This is a genomic window from Mesobacillus sp. (assembly GCF_047739415.1).
Classification (GTDB): domain Bacteria; phylum Bacillota; class Bacilli; order Bacillales; family Cytobacillaceae; genus Mesobacillus.
The window spans coordinates 1-15,968 of the sequence record NZ_JBIQOE010000278.1 but is presented as its reverse complement, the minus strand read 5'-3'; the positions used below and the strand labels follow the sequence as shown (position 1 = coordinate 15,968).

The window sequence follows — 15,968 nt, the reverse complement described above, 5'->3', positions numbered from 1 at the left end:
TTATGAATTTATTATACCCAGCCATGTAAAACAAGTCACCACAAATGCCAAGTAGTTTTGCTCTTTCAGAACCCGCTCTTCCAATCGTGTTGCTTTTACATAAGCATTCTACTAGATGGAAGTTATCAACACTTAAATTGGTAGTGCAGAAGGCCATATTCTCAAAAGGTCGTTCCAGGTAAAATAAAACATATTGTGAAACACCCTTACCGTCCCTCTGTTTGTAGTTAGCGGTATCAGGAAAACTCCGGAAACTTATAGTAAAATTGTCCTTTATCTCGTATTCTATAAAAGGAAGTTGAAATTCACGTTTTAGGTGGTATTACCTTGCTGAAAGATTTTTTTATACATGCTAGTTTTGTTATCACATTTTTGTTTATAGGCGGAAGTTTATTTAAAAGCAATCCGGAGATAGATACAACCCTTCAAAAGTTGAAACTTGGTGCATTGGCGGGAATACTTGGTTCGGTGTTAATGGCTTTTAGTATTCAGATTACTCCAGTGATCATGATGGACTTGCGTCATATTGCGATCCTGTTGTCTGCTTTTTATGGAGGATTCGTGCCGGCTTTCGTAGCCGCCACCATAATCAATATCAGCAGATTAGTATTTTTTGATGGAAGTTTGGAAACATTTCTGGTCACTGTGCTCATAATGTTTATTATTGCGGTGTTTGCCGCACTGGTCCAAAAGAAGTTGAAGGGTTCGGACTTTTTTAAGTGGACGATTATGGGATTGATCAGTTTAATTACGATTTCCTCAGGCTTTTTGTATCTAATGGGTTTTACAGATCAAGTGTACAAAATCTTGATTAACTATTGGGTTATTACAACCATATCGGGAGTTATGGTGTATTTTTTGGCAGGGTACATCGTTCAATCCAACCAAATGTTTATGCAGCTAAAAACCCAGTCGGCTACAGACTTCCTTACGGGGTTAAATAATGTCAGACAGTTCGATTCGGCATTGAATGAAAGTTTAGAAAGTGCCCGGGAGCTTAATGAAAAATTATCGTTGCTTATGATTGATATCGACCACTTCAAAAAGGTCAATGATACGTATGGTCATCAAGCTGGAGATGAAGTTTTAAGGCAATTGGGAGGACTGTTAATCAGTTGCTCACGCCCAAGTGATATTGTCTCAAGAAATGGCGGTGAAGAATTTTCACTGTTATTAAAGAATTGTTCCTATTCTCAAGCACTGGAAATCGCAGAACGCCTACGCGGAATAGTAGAAAATCATCGATTCTCCTTACCAAATGGCAAGGAAATCAAGATCACCATCTCCCTTGGTGCTTCAACCTATCTAGAAACAACTCAATGCTTAGAAGAATTCATCAAACAAGCGGATGATACCTTATACAAAGCAAAACGGACAGGTAGAAATAAAGTATCCGCACTATAAAGATATGAAAGCACGGGGATGTACCCTGTGCTTTTTTAGTTAAATAAAGTATTACAGGCTAAAGATACCCTTATGCAATCAACTTAACCGCTATAAGGGTACCAATCAAGCGGAAAGATACCCTTATGTAAGCAACTTTGGCTCCATAAGGGTACTATTCAAGCGGAAAGATACCCTTATGCAAGCAACTTGGGCTCCATAAGGGTACCGTTCAAGCGGAAAGATATCCTTATGCAAGCAATATCAGCTCTATAAGGGTACTATTCAAGCGGAAAGATCCCCTTATGCAAGCAACTTCAGCTCCATAAGGACACCAATCACTCCAAAAAGGTAAAAGACATCTAGCATAATAGGTAATTAAAGGTAAAATAGAATTAGAGATGACGTGTCCAAGGGGGGAACAATTATGGTCCCAGAAATGGAATCCATTACGATTGCCACTGTACAGGAAAAAGGGATCGATTCTGTGGTTGACTGGTTCGATCGGCATAAGCAATCCTTTTATGCACTGGGTTGGTTTTATCTTCAGAACCAGCAGCAAATGGAAGAGTTATTTTACCGGTCGATTATAAAAGTACATAAGGAATTGCCGCGTTTTAAAAATGCCGGATCATTCGAATTGTGGGTTACCTCGATTTTCATCGATAACTGCCGGGAGCTTTCTAAGGAAAAAGTTATACAAGCATCGGAGGAAATTACACCCCATAAAGATTTATTTAAAGCTCTTGATCAACTTGAGGACGATGAAAAGGAAGCGATGATCCTTACATATGGAGCAGGGTTTTCCCAAGAGGAAGCAGCGCAAATTCTACGGGTTTCTGTGGGGAAATTGAAGGAGCTTATGTTTTCCGGAGTAAAGTCGGTAAGAAAACAACTCGACGGGTCAACTTATAACGGCTGTAAGGAATATCAGAATAACTACATTGATTATCTGGAAAAAACGATGAAACGGCCGGAAAAAATAGAGTTCGAGATGCATATCTACAATTGCCGGGAATGTCAGGAGGATTTGGCTGCCTTCCAGGATGTCACAATTATGTTGAATCATGCTGAGTGGATGAGTGACTTGCCAGTGCCGGAGCATTTTATCGAGAACATTAAAGAGAGTCTGGCAGAAAAGGAGAGAGCCAGGCAGCATAAGAGTAAAAAGCGTAAGAGAATGGCACTTATTTTCGCAAGTGTATTCGTCTTTGGAATCGGGATAGCCATTTTATCTGGAGCATTTAACTACGTCTATTATGGTTGGACAGAAGAGGATGAGCAGTTACGTACTTTCTTGCAACAAGACTTGGGCCAAAGGCTCAGCCTGGAAGCGGAAAGCGAAGGTGTGAAAATCCGAATCAAAGGCGTGGTTGCTGATGATTATCAGACGCTTGTTTTTTATGAAATCGAAGATACAAATGAGGATAAACAATATGTTATGTTTTCGGAAGACGGGGTTTTTATAGAAAACGAGAATGAACTCATGAAACACGATACATATCCACGTCATTATCCTCCTGACCTTAAAGCGGAGATGAATAAAAGGGAAAAGAATGTGTTTTACGGTAAGATTGGACTACGGCCGCTTGAGGAAAATAGCGGTGTTCTAAAACTGAATATTGAAAGGATTCAGGAGCTGGCTCTCGACGAACAAGAGGCAAGGCTGGGATTTGGTTACAGGAGCAATGGATTTAAGACAGGTGAGTGGAAATTCGAAGTCCCGGTAACTAAGCAGCCTTCCGTCATATATGAATTAAATGAACAAGCAAAAATCGAAGGAATCCCGGTTCGCCTGGATAAATTGATCTTGGCCCCAACAGCAACGCTTTTGGAATATGGCATTCCTTTTGAAGAGCAAGAGAAGAGGATCGATAGGATTCATTTTGGAGATTTAGAAGTGAACAATGTAAAAATGAAACCGGATCAATTTGGTGGTTATAACTACTTGCAGCCTGAGGGGAGTTGGCAAAAATTCCAAATGTATTACGATCCGTTTTATGGAGAAGATCCGAAAGACATTACTGTTCAATTCGTATCTGCCTATTTTTCATTCGATGACAAAAAAAGCATCGAGCTTGATCTAAACCAATCGTTTCCTCAGACGTTTGAATATGCCGGAAGTACCATCAGCATTGATAAAGTTGAAATTGGCCAGCCCACAATCATTGTCATCAGCAATCATGAAGTTGAAAATCGGAAATTTGAAAGACTGCATCTTAATGTTGTAGGTGAAGATGAGTATGAACCAATTTCAATGGGGATGGACCAAGAGGGAGTGATCGTGGATAAGAATGGTGTTCAATACGATATGAAATCACCCACATTCGATTATGAAAAAGTTGAACAGCCACGCCATTTTGTTACCGTCGAGACCTTGATGTTAGATGGAAACAAAGTCATCCCTAAAAGACTGGATCTTTACGGGTATAGCTCGATGAAATATTTGGATGATAGGGTGAAGATTTCGCTGGATTGATACGCAAAAAAGTGACGTTATTATTGTCCCTTTTGTAACAAGGAGGCAAAAGTATGAAACTATTTATTCAAGCAGCCATTGGTTCGATAGCCATTCATGTGATTTATTTTGGTGGCATTCTGCTGACTGGCTACATTAAAACGATGAATTATACACCGGATATCGAAGGTTCATGGGAAAGTGTTGATACGCTTCAGAATGAGGTGGCATTCGGCGTGACTGGTTCTCCGTTTTTCTTCCTTTTTACCTTTATCGGAATGACAGTGTTTTGCGAAGTGGTAATCGTTTTATATAGAAAAGGTAAAAGAGCACAGGGATAAAATGCCCTGTGCTCTTTTAATATGCCTTCACTTCTTGCCAATATGCTTTAAGGCTTCTTTTCGGCTTAAGTTCGAAAGAGGAAGCCTGTTCGTAATCTGAAGGACTTTCTCAGGGTTTTGCTTAGCGTATTCTCTTAGTGCCCAGCCAATGGCTTTATTGATGAAGAATTCTTTTGTATGGCAGGTTCTCGAAATAATATCCTCGAGCATGGCCACGTCGGTTCTTTCTTTGTAGCCTAATTGAAATAATATGCAGGAACGAATCAGCCAGATGTTATCCGAGGCAATCCATCTGTCGATAATTTGCTGACGGTGCTCCGGGAATATTTCGAGATAGTAGCCGAAATGCTTTTTCGCGATATGGTCGACCGTATCCCACCAGGGCTTCGTTGTGATGATGTATTGAAGAAGCTGGAGATCATCTTCGGTGAACTGTTTTTTCATTAGATCTAACAGGTAAGCCCCGCTAATTTGCATCTCACGTTCTTCCAGCTCCCAAAGGGAAGTAATGACCTCGTGTAAATCCTCTTTCGCAGGTAGGCCATAAGCCTTCACATGCTGTTTGAAAACCTCCTGCATCTGCGGAGCTCTCAAACCAATATATTCAAATTGATTCCGCATGTATTTAGCTAGCCTAACTGCTTCCTCGCTATTCCGGTGCTGTAATGCTTCCTCATATAATGCGGCAACATAATTGTTCGTCATATATTCCTCACCATTCATTTTCATGAATTAATCGATTTTGATTATTGACTATATTGTATAGGTATATTCAAACAATGAAAACCGGTATTGTAGGGGAGAAGCTGACTTGTTACCACTAATTCTGAAAGAAGGTTTTTAATTAATAAAGTCGAAATTAATGTTATATATATTGGCCGTACGAAGGATAGACAGCGGCTTGAGGGGATTGAGGAAGTTGAAGGGGATAGATAAATCTTTTTTAGGCTGGGGCATTTCTTTGGTAATTTTTCTGGTTATTATGGTTGTTGACCAAACGGTGTATGTTGGTGTTTGGCCATCGACTCTCCCAGTTGTGCTCCTAGTCACACATGCCCTTTATTTTAAAGCAGATGTAAAGGGAAAAAGGAGAATGCCATATTGGATCTTTGTAATATTGTTTTTAACGATTCTATATTTCTCTATTCCTCGATTCACCTATAACCAGGCAAAGGAAAAGGTCATAGATAAATATGAAGTCATAAACGAAAAAGAGCAGACTATACCTGTGATGGATTCCGGATTTCATCCCTTCGCATATACACACTTCTATTTCTTTAATGTCAAATCAGGGGATGCAGAGCAGCGGGTCATGGTAAACCCGGATACGGGAAAGATCATCGTCCTTCGATAATTTAGTAAAAAGAAAAAACCACTCAAAGTGGTTTTTTAATCGCGCATGGATCCTGCCTCTCGTGAAGTCATCGCACCTTGACCTGCAGCCACATCTTTTTGGATTTGCTGTTTTACTTGTTCCGCATCCGTTGCTGAATATCCAGGCTGCATAACAGAATCTTTATTTCCTTTAAAATTAGAATCCTTCTGCATATAAATCCTCCTTAGGTTTTGTTTTTATTATTTACCAAAAGATTCTATGTAACAATCTCGTGTTTTTAGTAAAAATAACAATTTTATCTATTATTTGTAAACAACTTCTATATAATGTATTTAGATATAAGTGCTGCAAATTCGTGGTGCTTTATATATTCGTTATAGTTGGGGGAGAGAGATGATGTCTAATGAGCATGAGGTGTTATTGGATAAAGCTGTAGAAAGAAAGCCAAAGGTGAAAGTTGAAAGGAAAGAAGGGGAACCTACTGCAGCATTCAAGGGAGCTTCATGGGGAGCTCTTTTAGTTGGTGTTTCCGCTTATCTGATTGGTTTGTTCAATGCAGCGATGGAACTGAATGAAAAAGGCTATTATTTTGCCGTATTGGTATTCGGTCTCTATGCAGCGGTATCATTGCAAAAAGCAGTGAGAGATCGGGAGGAAGACATACCGGTTACGAATATTTATTACGGAATCAGCTGGTTTGCGCTCATCGTATCTATTTCCTTAATGGCGATCGGTCTATACAATGCAGGAAGTATTGTTTTAAGTGAAAAGGGCTTCTATGGTATGTCATTCGTACTTAGTATCTTTGCAGCGATAACAGTTCAGAAGAATATTAGAGATACACAGAGAGCAAAAGAAAGAGATTGAGAGTGGGTTCAGTAGGATTTACGCACTTAAAGTCATAAATTCACATATTAGTGAATGAGACAGGGACGGTTCCATCAGAGGAATCGTCCCTGTTTATCATAAACTATTTTCAATTGTCTCCATGATATCGTACGCACCACTTGATTTGTTGGAGCAAACTACGGCAATTGTTTGCGAAGCTGGATAAAAGGCAGAATGGAAACTGACTCCTGGGTCATAGCCCATTACATGGTATTTAAAAACTTGCTCGTCAACCTTCTTGATCCAGACACCGTATCCGTAATAGCCTGATTCATTGACTTGGGCGTGAGGAGTGAGTAGTTTGTTCAAGGTTTCTTCACTTAGTAAAAGTTGGCCAAAAAGCGCCTTCCACAGTTTGGTCATGTCCTCAACGGTGACGTACGCACCTCCGTCCGAACCGCCTTTTACCGGCAGAGAGTAGATATTGGTTTTCCAGTTCCCATCAGGAAGGTCAATATAGCCTAATGCTGTGTTTGCTGGAAGAGCGTCAAAGGAAAAATAACCAGAATTTTTCATTCCTGCTTTTTTAAAAATATTCTCCTGAACATATTCAGTGAATTCCATCCCGGAGGCTTGTGCCACAATCAGGCCCAACAAAATATAACCTGCGTTATTGTAGTGAAAGGATTCCCCTGGTGAGAACTTCATTTGCTCATCCTGGAACATAGGAAGGAAATCCTTGAGACTCCTGATGTGATACATCGGCCTCTTAATCCATAACTCTTCAAAATCATCCATGACATCCTCGTCAAAGTAATCAGGAATACCAGAAGTATGAGTCAGCAGATGATGGATGGTGATTTCTTCACTGAAACTAGGAAACTCTATATCAAGACAATCTTTCAATTTTGTATTAAAGGTTAGCCTGCCTTTCTCAACCAGCTGACAAATGGCAATCGCCGTGAAAAGCTTACAGCCAGAAGCGATTCCGAAACGAGTTTCCAGGTTGTTTTTTAAACGATCGGCCCGATTGGCATAGCCAAAGCTTACAGTTTCGGCATGGCCGTCCCCATTCTGAAGCATGACCGCTCCTGAAAAATCAACCTTAGTCTGGAGTTCCTGAATAAATCTAACTAAGTGATTCATATTAATCCTCCTAACCTTATCTACTATAAGGTTAACACTGGAAATTTATGAAATATAGTAAAATATGACAAAAGGTGAAATGGAAGGGATGTCTTGCTGTTTCATAGAGGCATCATTGGGAATCTTCTTTCTGTTAAAATGAAGAAAAGGCCGAACAGCAGGGGATTCTTCCCGTGCTCCACTGAAACTGTGAACCAAAGCAAGGGTTGCTTCCCATTGCTTCCGAGTCCCTACTAAACCTGCAAAAGCGGTGCATGAATTGTCGGGTGGGATGGTTTTGGCCCTGTTATTGTTAACGTAGAAGGAGGTCGTTGTATGGATTTGCTGCCGAGTATGAATGAGGCCATGAAGTATATTGAAGAAAACCTTGCCGATGAGATTGATTTCCGCGAAGTGGCAAAGCGTGCTTATTGTTCGGAATATCATTTTAAAAGGATGTTCTCTTTTCTAGCTGGTGTTTCGCTCTCGGAATATATCCGCAGAAGGAAGCTTACTTTAGCTGCGTTTGACTTGAAGGACAGCAATATGAAGGTGATCGATGTTGCGATGAAGTATGGCTACACTTCTCCTGATTCTTTTGCCAGAGCCTTTCATGCCATGCATGGAATCACTCCGACTGAAGCCAGGAATCATGGTCAATCCTTGAAGGCCTATCCGCCGATGACCTTCCAGTTATCAATAAAGGGAGGAACTGAAATGAATTATCGAATTGTCGAGAAGGAAGCATTCCGCATTGTTGGCATCGAGAAAAGAGTGCCGTTGATTTATCATGGAGTGAACCCGGAGATTGCCGAGATGTGGAAGACCTTGAGTATGGAAAGAATCCAGGAACTGAAGGACCTTTCGAATACTGAGCCTAACGGATTAATCAGTGCGTCTACAAATTTTTCCGAGGGCCGGATGGAGGGGAAGGGAGACTTGGATCATTATATTGGCGTTGCGACAACGAAGGAGTGTCCGGAGCATCTAGCTTCACTTGAAGTTGCACCAACCACATGGGCGGTGTTTGAAGCAGAAGGCCCATTCCCTGAGACTCTTCAAAATGTCTGGGGGCGGATTTACTCCGAATGGTTCCCGTCCTCTAGTTATGAACAAGTAGAAGGACCGGAAATTCTGTGGAATGAAAATAAAGATATGGCCTCACCGAAGTATCGGAGTGAAATATGGATTCCGGTTAGACGCAAATAAGGAACTGACTCAAAATGAAGCACAGGGTACGTCCCTATGCTTCGTTTTCATCCTCTTGTTTTTCTTCGTGTTTTTTTCTCCAATTTTTAGGGTTAAAGTACTTTCTGATTTTACCTGCGACTTCTTTTCCGACCATAATCGCTCCAAGCCAGAAGGTAACTTCAGCAAGTACCAGGCAGCTTGTGATACTGATGACCTTCATTTTGCTGGAAAGCGGTAGAAATGGAATGCCAAGTGGAGTCACCCATATAATGAAGGATGAAATAATAAGGAACATTCCAATTTTATATCGTAAAGGTTTTTTATTTGTTGATTCGGTTTGCATTCTTAACCCCCGGAAAGAGTTTATTTTGATTTTAACATAATCGGCCTGGACGCACAGGAACGCTAATGAAAGAAGCGTAGGGCCAACTTTTCAGACTCTCACTTACTTATTGACACAGTGCTTGTATATGAATTATATTGTACTTACATTAATTGAATAGTTCTCCTAAAGGGGAGTAGCTTTTACAACAGAGTCGTCATTTCGGAGGTCACGGATCTCCCGGCTTTGTTGGCAACGTTGTCGTTGTTAGCAAGACCTTTACCGTTTTGGTAAGGGTCTGTTTATGTTTTAAAGACCTTTACCATGTCTGGTAGAGGTCTTTTTCTATTTTTTAGACCGCATGCAGACGAATATGAACTTTCAATATTTGAAACTACTGAAAAGGAGATGGGTCAGAAGTGAAAAAGAAAAAAGTGACTTTTGAGGAATTGCTGAAAGCCAATAGAATGGAGCTTCTGGAGGACCAGAAGCAGCTCGAAAAAATTGAAGAGCGGATCGAAGCCAGGCGTTTGGCTCAAAAAAGTGGGAACGCATCTTAATTTTAAAAGGGGGAAAAGTGATTGGAACTATCGATTTTATTTGAATATGGTTGGGTATTGCTGTTATTAATTGCTCTTGAAGGATTGCTCGCAGCTGATAATGCATTGGTATTGGCGATCATGGTAAAGCATCTTCCGGAAGAAGAGAGGAAAAAGGCACTATTCTACGGTTTGGCAGGCGCATTTGTTTTTCGCTTTGCTTCACTATTCATCATTTCTTTCCTGGTCGATGTCTGGCAGGTACAGGCAATCGGGGCACTTTACTTGTTGTTCATTGCAATTAACCACATAGTGAGGAAGCTTTATTTTAAAAAAGTGGAAGACGAAAACAAGGCTGAAGAAAAAAAGAAATCAGGCTTCTGGGCAACTGTATTCAAGGTGGAGCTGGCAGATATCGCTTTTGCGGTCGATTCCATACTGGCAGCTGTTGCCCTTGCAATGACGCTTCCGAACACCAGTCTGCCTGAAATTGGCGGGATGGATGGCGGAAAGTTCCTGGTCATTTTTGCCGGTGGATTAATCGGATTGATTATCATGCGTTTTGCTGCCAACCTCTTTGTGAAATTGCTTCAGTCCAGACCAGGACTAGAAATCGCCGCTTTTGCAATTGTTGGCTGGGTAGGCGTCAAGCTGGCGGTGTTGACGCTTGGACATAAGGATATCGGAGTCATCTCCTACGAATTCGCCCATTCTGTAGAATGGAAGCTGTTCTTCTACACGGTACTCGTAGGCATCGCGGCGACTGGCTGGTTCATGTCGAAGGAAAAAACAGAAAAGCTGGCTGCGTAAATAGGTAAGGCAATGACCGAGTGGAATTCATGTATAAAAAGCATAGGGATGCACCCTATGCTTTTGTTTATTCATAGATATAACTGATGACATCCAACGCCTGGTCAACGGTTTCTACCGTAACGTTCGCTTTATTGGATAGTTCTTTCAATGGATGAATTAAGGATTCTGGTCTGACGATGATGGTTGGTTTGTTCATCGTGATTGCAGCGCTGGCATCCATCGCGGTGTTCCATTGTTTGTACTTTTCGCCGAACAGGGCGATGACGATATCCGATTTTTGCATTAACACCTGTGTTCTGAAATTGTTAATATCGGATGCAGCGTCGTCCTTATATAAATTGCCTGGCTGCTCTCCCAGGATGTCTTCGCCAACATTGTCTGAGCGATCATGATTAGTCTGCGGTCCGACGAAGACCAAAGGCAAGTTCTTTTCCTTCGCCTTTTGTGCCACCTGATCGCGCCAATCATCGTGAATCTGGCCAGCCAAATAAACCGTTAATTCCATCGTAACACCCTCCAATTGAATATATTGTAATTCAATCATATAAGACTTTAATGATAATTCAAAGGAATTAGGATGAAGTGATTTTTCGAAGGAAGGTTTGGTAAAAGTAAATTTTTATTAGGGTAGCGTAGAGGATTATGTGCCCCAACTTGCTGGATTCGCAAGAGCACGGTCACATATTTAAGGCTTATGTGCCCCAACTTGTTGGATTTGCAAGAGCACGGTCACATATTTAAGGCTTATGTGCCCCAACTTGCTGGATTTTTAAGATTACGGTCACATATATAAGGCTTATGTGCCCCAACTTGCTAGATTTGCAAGAGCACGGTCACATATATAAGGATTATGTGCCCCAACTTGCTGGATTCGCAAGAGCACGGTCACATATTTAAGGTTTCTGTGCCCCAACTTTGCAAGATTACGGTCACAAAACCAGCTTGAATGTGCTACAACATGTTGGATTTGCCTCCGGATGGGCACACGGGGTTGCGGAGGAAACTGTTACGGTATTGGCCTTTCATTATGGTCTTTCCTTTTCCTATGATAGAATGTCTTGCAAAGAGTTTTAAGGAGGAAGGAAGAATTGAAAAAGCTGCCTATTAATGAAAATGGATTGAATGCTTCACAGCTTGTGTTCGGTTGCATGGGGCTTGGCGGGGGCTGGGATAACAGTCCAATCGAGCCGGAACATGTCAAGCAGGCACATGAAGCGGTGGAAGCGGCGATAGAGTCAGGGATCAATATGTTTGATCATGCCGATATTTACACTTTGGGAAAAGCGGAGAGAGTTTTCGGGCAGGTTTTAAAAGAAAAGCCCGGACTTCGTGAGGACATCATCATCCAGTCGAAATGCGGTATTCGTTTCTCTGACCAGGAATCTGGCCTGCCAGGCAGGTACGATTTTTCAAAATCATACATACTCGACAGTGTGGATGGCATCCTTTCAAGGCTTGGCATCGAGTATCTGGATATCCTGTTATTGCACCGTCCTGATCCTCTAATGGATCCAGCCGAAGTTGGTGAAGCCTTTCATCAGCTAAAAGCTTCCGGCAAGGTGCGTTCATTCGGTGTTTCTAACATGAGCGCTGGTCAAATTCGTTTTCTTCAGAAGCATACCGATGAAAAAATCATTGTCAATCAGCTGGAAATGAGCTTGAATAAAATCGGCTGGCTTGAGACTGGTGTCCATATCAACCAGGACGCCGCACGCCAAAACACCTTCCCTGAAGGGACTCTGGAGTTTATGCAGATGGAAGGAATCCAGATTCAATCCTGGGGTTCGCTTGCCAAAGGGCTCTATTCTGGTAAAAATATCGAGAATGAAAGCGAAAGTGTCAAGCAGACTGCGGCCATGGTACAAAAGCTTGCAGAAGAAAAACAAACAACACCAGAAGCCATCGTGCTCGCGTGGCTGATGAGACACCCAGCCGCGATCCAGCCTGTTATCGGCACCGTCAATCCCGCAAGGATCCGAGCATGCGGAGATGCAGTCAATATCAGCCTCAGCCGTGAGGACTGGTATTCATTGTATGTAAGCTCACGCGGTGTCAGACTGCCTTAGGAAAATAGTGGAGTCAGCAGAACCTTTCTGCTGCTCCTTTTTTTATTGATATATATAACTAATTCTTATCTTTAATTATTAATTTTATTGAATTTTCTTATCGCATACTTACAAATATAATGAATAAAGGAGGTGTTAAATTATGGATTATATCATTCTCTTTTTCATTGGAATTTTAGCAACGACGGTTGGAACTCTGGCAGGCGGCGGGGGTTTGATTAGTTTGCCGGCGATGCTTGTTCTTGGCATGCCGGTCCATTCTGCGATTGCTGCCAATAAAGTTTCGAATACGATCAGCTCCTTCTCCAGCTTTTTTCATCTTTATAGAGAAAAGAAAATAACTTTTAAGGAATCATTCTGGATTATCCCTGTCAGCCTGATTGGCGGGGTGAGTGGAGGGTTCATAGCCTCAAAAATTTCAAGTGAAGACATGTATGTAGTGGCGATTGGCTTGCTGATTTTTGCTTTCCTCGCCTCATTCTTGGGGAAAGGGAGCATGTCTGGAGATCAGCCATTAAAGCCTTCTGGTAAAAGTGTTCCTGGCTTATACGCAATCGGGATTTATGATGGGCTTTTTGGGCCGGGACAAGGGACGCTGATGCTTTATTTGTTTGGTTATTTGAACATCGCCTATATTCGGGCGGTCGGTTATGTCCGTCTCGCCACGTTTTCGAGCTGTTTAGGTGCAGCGATTACCTATATTTCTACCTCAGCTGTTATCTGGCCGCTGACCATTGCCTTGATGCTCGGTTCAGTGACAGGAGCACAAATTGGCGTCAGGATTGCCAGCAAGCTGAACCCCAACTATGTAAAACCGATATTGCGGGTGATGACAGTGGCGCTTGTTGTGCAGATTTTTTTCGAAAAAGTAGTGTAGCAGGATGCCCCCTTATTTTATTGATAAGGGGGTTATTTGCGTAATACCCCACATGCCATTCCAGTATTTTACTGCTATGTTAGAATGATAATATGGTATTTTAAACCATTTTTAAAAGGGGGAGAGTCATGTCTTCGGAAGTATTATCAATCAACGGCCTGACAAAATCGTATGGCAGTAAAGAGGTACTCAAAGGCATAGATTTAAAGGTTGATAGAGGGGAAATCATCGGATACATAGGGCCAAACGGCGCGGGTAAAAGTACGACGGTAAAACTGATGCTCGGCCTTGAGGAAGGGTATTCTGGAAAGATTGAGATTTTTGGAGAGGATATTGCGAGGCAGGGTGAAAGCTACAAACGTAGAATCGGTTATATTCCCGAGACTTCTGAAATGTATGATTCACTTACGGCACAGGAATATTTAACGTTCGCCGCCGAGCTGTATGGGATGGATTATGACGATGCGGACCGGAAAGCGAAGCAGCTATTCGATGTGTTCGGGCTGGCTGAGGTCTATCAATCCCGGATTTCTTCTTTTTCGAAAGGAATGAGGCAGAAGACGCTGATTGTTTCGAGTTTCTTACACAACCCTGACCTGTTGTTCCTGGATGAGCCGCTGACGGGTCTGGATGCGAATAGTGTGATGGTGTTTAAGGAGATCCTTGCGCAATTTGCCGCCGAAGGGAAGACGATTTTTTATTCGTCCCATATCATGGACGTCGTCGAGAAGATCAGTAACCGGATTGTTTTGCTGCACGGCGGTCATATCGTGGCGAATGGCAGTTTTGAAGAATTGAAGAGTCAGAGCAAAGAAGGGTCACTTGAGAATATCTTCAATCAGATGACCGGCTTCCATGAGCACCAGGATCGTGCCTCTGAATTTGTATCCATCGTTAAGGAGGGGTGACGATGGACAATTTTTTCGTTTTAAGGCTGCTGGATGTTTTTAAGCCATTATTTTTGAAAATGGGTGTAGATTACAGGACGATGCGGCGAATCCTCCAGGCCAAGCTGACAATGGATCAGCGCCGAAAGCCGACTGTGTTCAACCAGTCAAGGAAAAAGAAGGATAAACCGGAGAAGAATGAATTCTTCAAATCATTGTGGATGTACGGTTTCTTTGGATTGATGCTGATTCCGTTTTTATTTTTAAAAGATAATTATCTGTTTGAAGTGTCAATCTTGTTCAGCATTTTCATGTTCATCATCATGACGACGCTGATTTCCGATTTTTCATCGGTCTTGCTTGATTTGCGGGACAAAAGCGTCCTCGCTACGAAACCGGTCAATTCGAAAACTGTGAGCATGGCAAAGCTGCTGCATGTGACGATTTACATGCTGTACATTACCCTGGCAACAACGTTGGTTCCTTTGTTTGTCAGCCTGTTCTTCAAGGGCATCATGTTCACTCTATTGTTCCTTGTCTCATTCGCGCTGGCCGATATTTTAATCATTGCCTTCACAGCGTTATTGTACCTGTTTATTTTGCGGTATTTTGACGGTGAAAAGCTTAAGGATATTATCAATTATGTCCAGATTGCCCTCACTGTTGGCCTGATGATTGGCTACCAGGTGGTGGCGCGTTCTTTTGAACTGGTGAATCTCGATTATACAATCGATTTTGCCTGGTGGCAGCTATTGCTTCCGCCAATGTGGTTTGGCGGTCTATTCGATGTGCTGCTTGGGGGAGGCAGAAGCACCGGGAGTATGGTATTGACGACTTTGGCTGTGCTTGGACCAGTTGTGTCCATCCTCGTGTATTTGAAGATGATCCCGGACTTCGAGCGCAATCTGCAAAAGCTTTCGAGCCAGACTGGCAAGAAAAAAGCCTGCAGCAAATGGAAGGTATTCCGTTCCATGCCGGTGCTGGTTTCCAAAGATGAGCTGCCATTCTTCCGGTTCGCCAGGATCATGATGAAAAATGAGCGCGATTTCAAACTGAAGGTCTATCCATCACTCGGGTTTGCCGTGGTAATTCCATTCGTGTTCATGTTCAACAGCTATTCCATAATGAGTTTCGAAGAATTCAGAGCGAGCGGCTATTATTTGACCATATATTCCATCATGCTGGTCATCCCGACGTCAGTCATCATGCTCGCACATTCAGGTTCCTATAAAGGTAGCTGGATTTATCAGGTCGCACCGGTAAAAAATCTGGGCCTGATCAATAAAGCGGCATTAAAGGCATTCTTGTTCCAGCTGTTTTTGCCATTGTTCCTGCTCGTGTCGGTTATGTTCAGCTTTTTGTTTGGTCTGAGGATTTTGGATGACCTGGCTGCGGTATTATTCGCAGCATTGATTTATACAGCGGTTTGTTTTCTGGCAGGAGGAAAGGAACTGGCCTTTTCACAGCCATTTGACGCCGTCCAGCAGAGTGGCGATATCAAAGTGTTTCTTCTGTTCCTCATCATCCCTGTCTTTGTGGGACTTCACTTTTTAGCATTAAAATTGCCCTTTGGCGTGGCGGGGTATGCGATTTTGATGTTTGCGGTGAATTGGGTGTTGTGGAGGATATTGAAGTGAGGTTTGTTTTAGGTTAAAAGCTATTAAAAATGCGGAGAATGGAGAGTGACTGCAAGATGTCACTCTCTTTTTTGCGTGTCCATTTTTAATAATTTATTAATAATTTCATAAGAGCATTTTAGGGATTCGCTGACAGAATAGAGGTTGTGAAAGGGAGGCAATGAT

Annotated in this window: 16 protein-coding genes and 1 pseudogene; 12 read left to right on the top strand and 5 right to left on the bottom strand. The window is 42.2% G+C overall.

Annotation, left to right across the window (positions count from 1 at the left end):
• Positions 1-327: 327 nt before the first annotated feature.
• The 3 genes and pseudogenes from ACH0QE_RS22035 to ACH0QE_RS22025 form a co-directional block, all read left to right on the top strand.
• A complete protein-coding gene (locus ACH0QE_RS22035) occupies positions 328-1,404 on the top strand; it encodes a GGDEF domain-containing protein (RefSeq protein ID WP_415802577.1) in 1,077 nt (358 codons plus the stop codon).
• A 406-nt stretch (positions 1,405-1,810) separates the two neighbouring features.
• The gene (locus tag ACH0QE_RS22030; RefSeq protein WP_415802576.1) at positions 1,811-3,862 is read left to right on the top strand and encodes a DUF4179 domain-containing protein; all 2,052 of its coding nucleotides are present in this window, start codon (positions 1,811-1,813) and stop codon (positions 3,860-3,862) included.
• A gap of 98 nt (positions 3,863-3,960) precedes the next feature.
• Positions 3,961-4,077, top strand: a pseudogene (locus tag ACH0QE_RS22025) (hypothetical protein); the annotation flags it as partial.
• Positions 4,078-4,209: 132 nt separating this feature from the next.
• On the opposite strand, the gene ACH0QE_RS22020 reads toward ACH0QE_RS22025, so the two are convergent.
• Entirely contained in the window at positions 4,210-4,887 is a 678-nt protein-coding gene (locus tag ACH0QE_RS22020) for a DNA alkylation repair protein (RefSeq protein WP_415802575.1), read from the bottom strand.
• A 214-nt stretch (positions 4,888-5,101) separates the two neighbouring features.
• Here ACH0QE_RS22020 and ACH0QE_RS22015 point away from each other — a divergent pair, with 214 nt between their 5' ends.
• Positions 5,102-5,536 carry a hypothetical protein gene (locus ACH0QE_RS22015; protein WP_415802574.1) on the top strand — a complete coding sequence of 145 codons (435 nt, stop codon included), beginning with the start codon at positions 5,102-5,104 and terminating at the stop codon, positions 5,534-5,536.
• Positions 5,537-5,571: 35 nt separating this feature from the next.
• Here ACH0QE_RS22015 and ACH0QE_RS22010 read toward each other — a convergent pair whose 3' ends face one another.
• On the bottom strand, positions 5,572-5,730 hold the full coding sequence (locus ACH0QE_RS22010) for a hypothetical protein (RefSeq protein ID WP_415802579.1): 159 nt from the start codon (positions 5,728-5,730) through the stop codon (positions 5,572-5,574).
• A 184-nt stretch (positions 5,731-5,914) separates the two neighbouring features.
• Between ACH0QE_RS22010 and yiaA the strand changes: the two genes are divergently transcribed.
• Positions 5,915-6,385 (top strand): inner membrane protein YiaA, encoded by a 471-nt coding sequence (yiaA, locus tag ACH0QE_RS22005; RefSeq protein ID WP_415802578.1) that lies wholly within the window; start codon positions 5,915-5,917, stop codon positions 6,383-6,385.
• A 96-nt stretch (positions 6,386-6,481) separates the two neighbouring features.
• On the opposite strand, the gene ACH0QE_RS22000 is transcribed toward yiaA, so the two are convergent.
• Complete coding sequence (locus tag ACH0QE_RS22000; RefSeq protein WP_415802573.1) at positions 6,482-7,492, bottom strand: serine hydrolase domain-containing protein; 1,011 nt, start codon at positions 7,490-7,492, stop codon at positions 6,482-6,484.
• 315 nt (positions 7,493-7,807) lie between these two features.
• Here ACH0QE_RS22000 and ACH0QE_RS21995 point away from each other — a divergent pair, with 315 nt between their 5' ends.
• Entirely contained in the window at positions 7,808-8,680 is an 873-nt protein-coding gene (locus tag ACH0QE_RS21995; RefSeq protein WP_415802572.1) for an AraC family transcriptional regulator, read from the top strand.
• A 34-nt stretch (positions 8,681-8,714) separates the two neighbouring features.
• On the opposite strand, the gene ACH0QE_RS21990 is transcribed toward ACH0QE_RS21995, so the two are convergent.
• Complete coding sequence (locus ACH0QE_RS21990; RefSeq protein ID WP_415802571.1) at positions 8,715-9,005, bottom strand: transporter suffix domain-containing protein; 291 nt, start codon at positions 9,003-9,005, stop codon at positions 8,715-8,717.
• 398 nt (positions 9,006-9,403) lie between these two features.
• Between ACH0QE_RS21990 and ACH0QE_RS21985 the strand changes: the two genes are divergently transcribed.
• A complete protein-coding gene (locus tag ACH0QE_RS21985; protein ID WP_415802570.1) occupies positions 9,404-9,544 on the top strand; it encodes an FbpB family small basic protein in 141 nt (46 codons plus the stop codon).
• Between the two features lie 21 nt (positions 9,545-9,565).
• Entirely contained in the window at positions 9,566-10,333 is a 768-nt protein-coding gene (locus ACH0QE_RS21980) for a TerC family protein (protein ID WP_415802568.1), read from the top strand.
• A gap of 67 nt (positions 10,334-10,400) precedes the next feature.
• On the opposite strand, the gene ACH0QE_RS21975 is transcribed toward ACH0QE_RS21980, so the two are convergent.
• On the bottom strand, positions 10,401-10,841 hold the full coding sequence (locus ACH0QE_RS21975; protein ID WP_415802567.1) for a YtoQ family protein: 441 nt from the start codon (positions 10,839-10,841) through the stop codon (positions 10,401-10,403).
• 583 nt (positions 10,842-11,424) lie between these two features.
• Here ACH0QE_RS21975 and ACH0QE_RS21970 point away from each other — a divergent pair.
• The 4 genes from ACH0QE_RS21970 to ACH0QE_RS21955 all read left to right on the top strand — a co-directional run bounded on the left by ACH0QE_RS21970 (position 11,425) and on the right by ACH0QE_RS21955 (position 15,803).
• Positions 11,425-12,402, top strand: a complete 978-nt coding sequence (locus ACH0QE_RS21970; RefSeq protein WP_415802566.1) for an aldo/keto reductase — start codon at positions 11,425-11,427, stop codon at positions 12,400-12,402.
• Positions 12,403-12,544: 142 nt separating this feature from the next.
• Positions 12,545-13,279, top strand: coding sequence for a sulfite exporter TauE/SafE family protein (locus ACH0QE_RS21965; protein WP_415802565.1), 735 nt, complete (start codon positions 12,545-12,547; stop codon positions 13,277-13,279).
• 128 nt (positions 13,280-13,407) lie between these two features.
• On the top strand, positions 13,408-14,187 hold the full coding sequence (locus tag ACH0QE_RS21960) for an ABC transporter ATP-binding protein (protein WP_415802564.1): 780 nt from the start codon (positions 13,408-13,410) through the stop codon (positions 14,185-14,187).
• Positions 14,188-14,189: 2 nt separating this feature from the next.
• Positions 14,190-15,803 (top strand): hypothetical protein, encoded by a 1,614-nt coding sequence (locus tag ACH0QE_RS21955; protein WP_415802563.1) that lies wholly within the window; start codon positions 14,190-14,192, stop codon positions 15,801-15,803.
• The last annotated feature ends 165 nt before the right edge of the window (positions 15,804-15,968 follow it).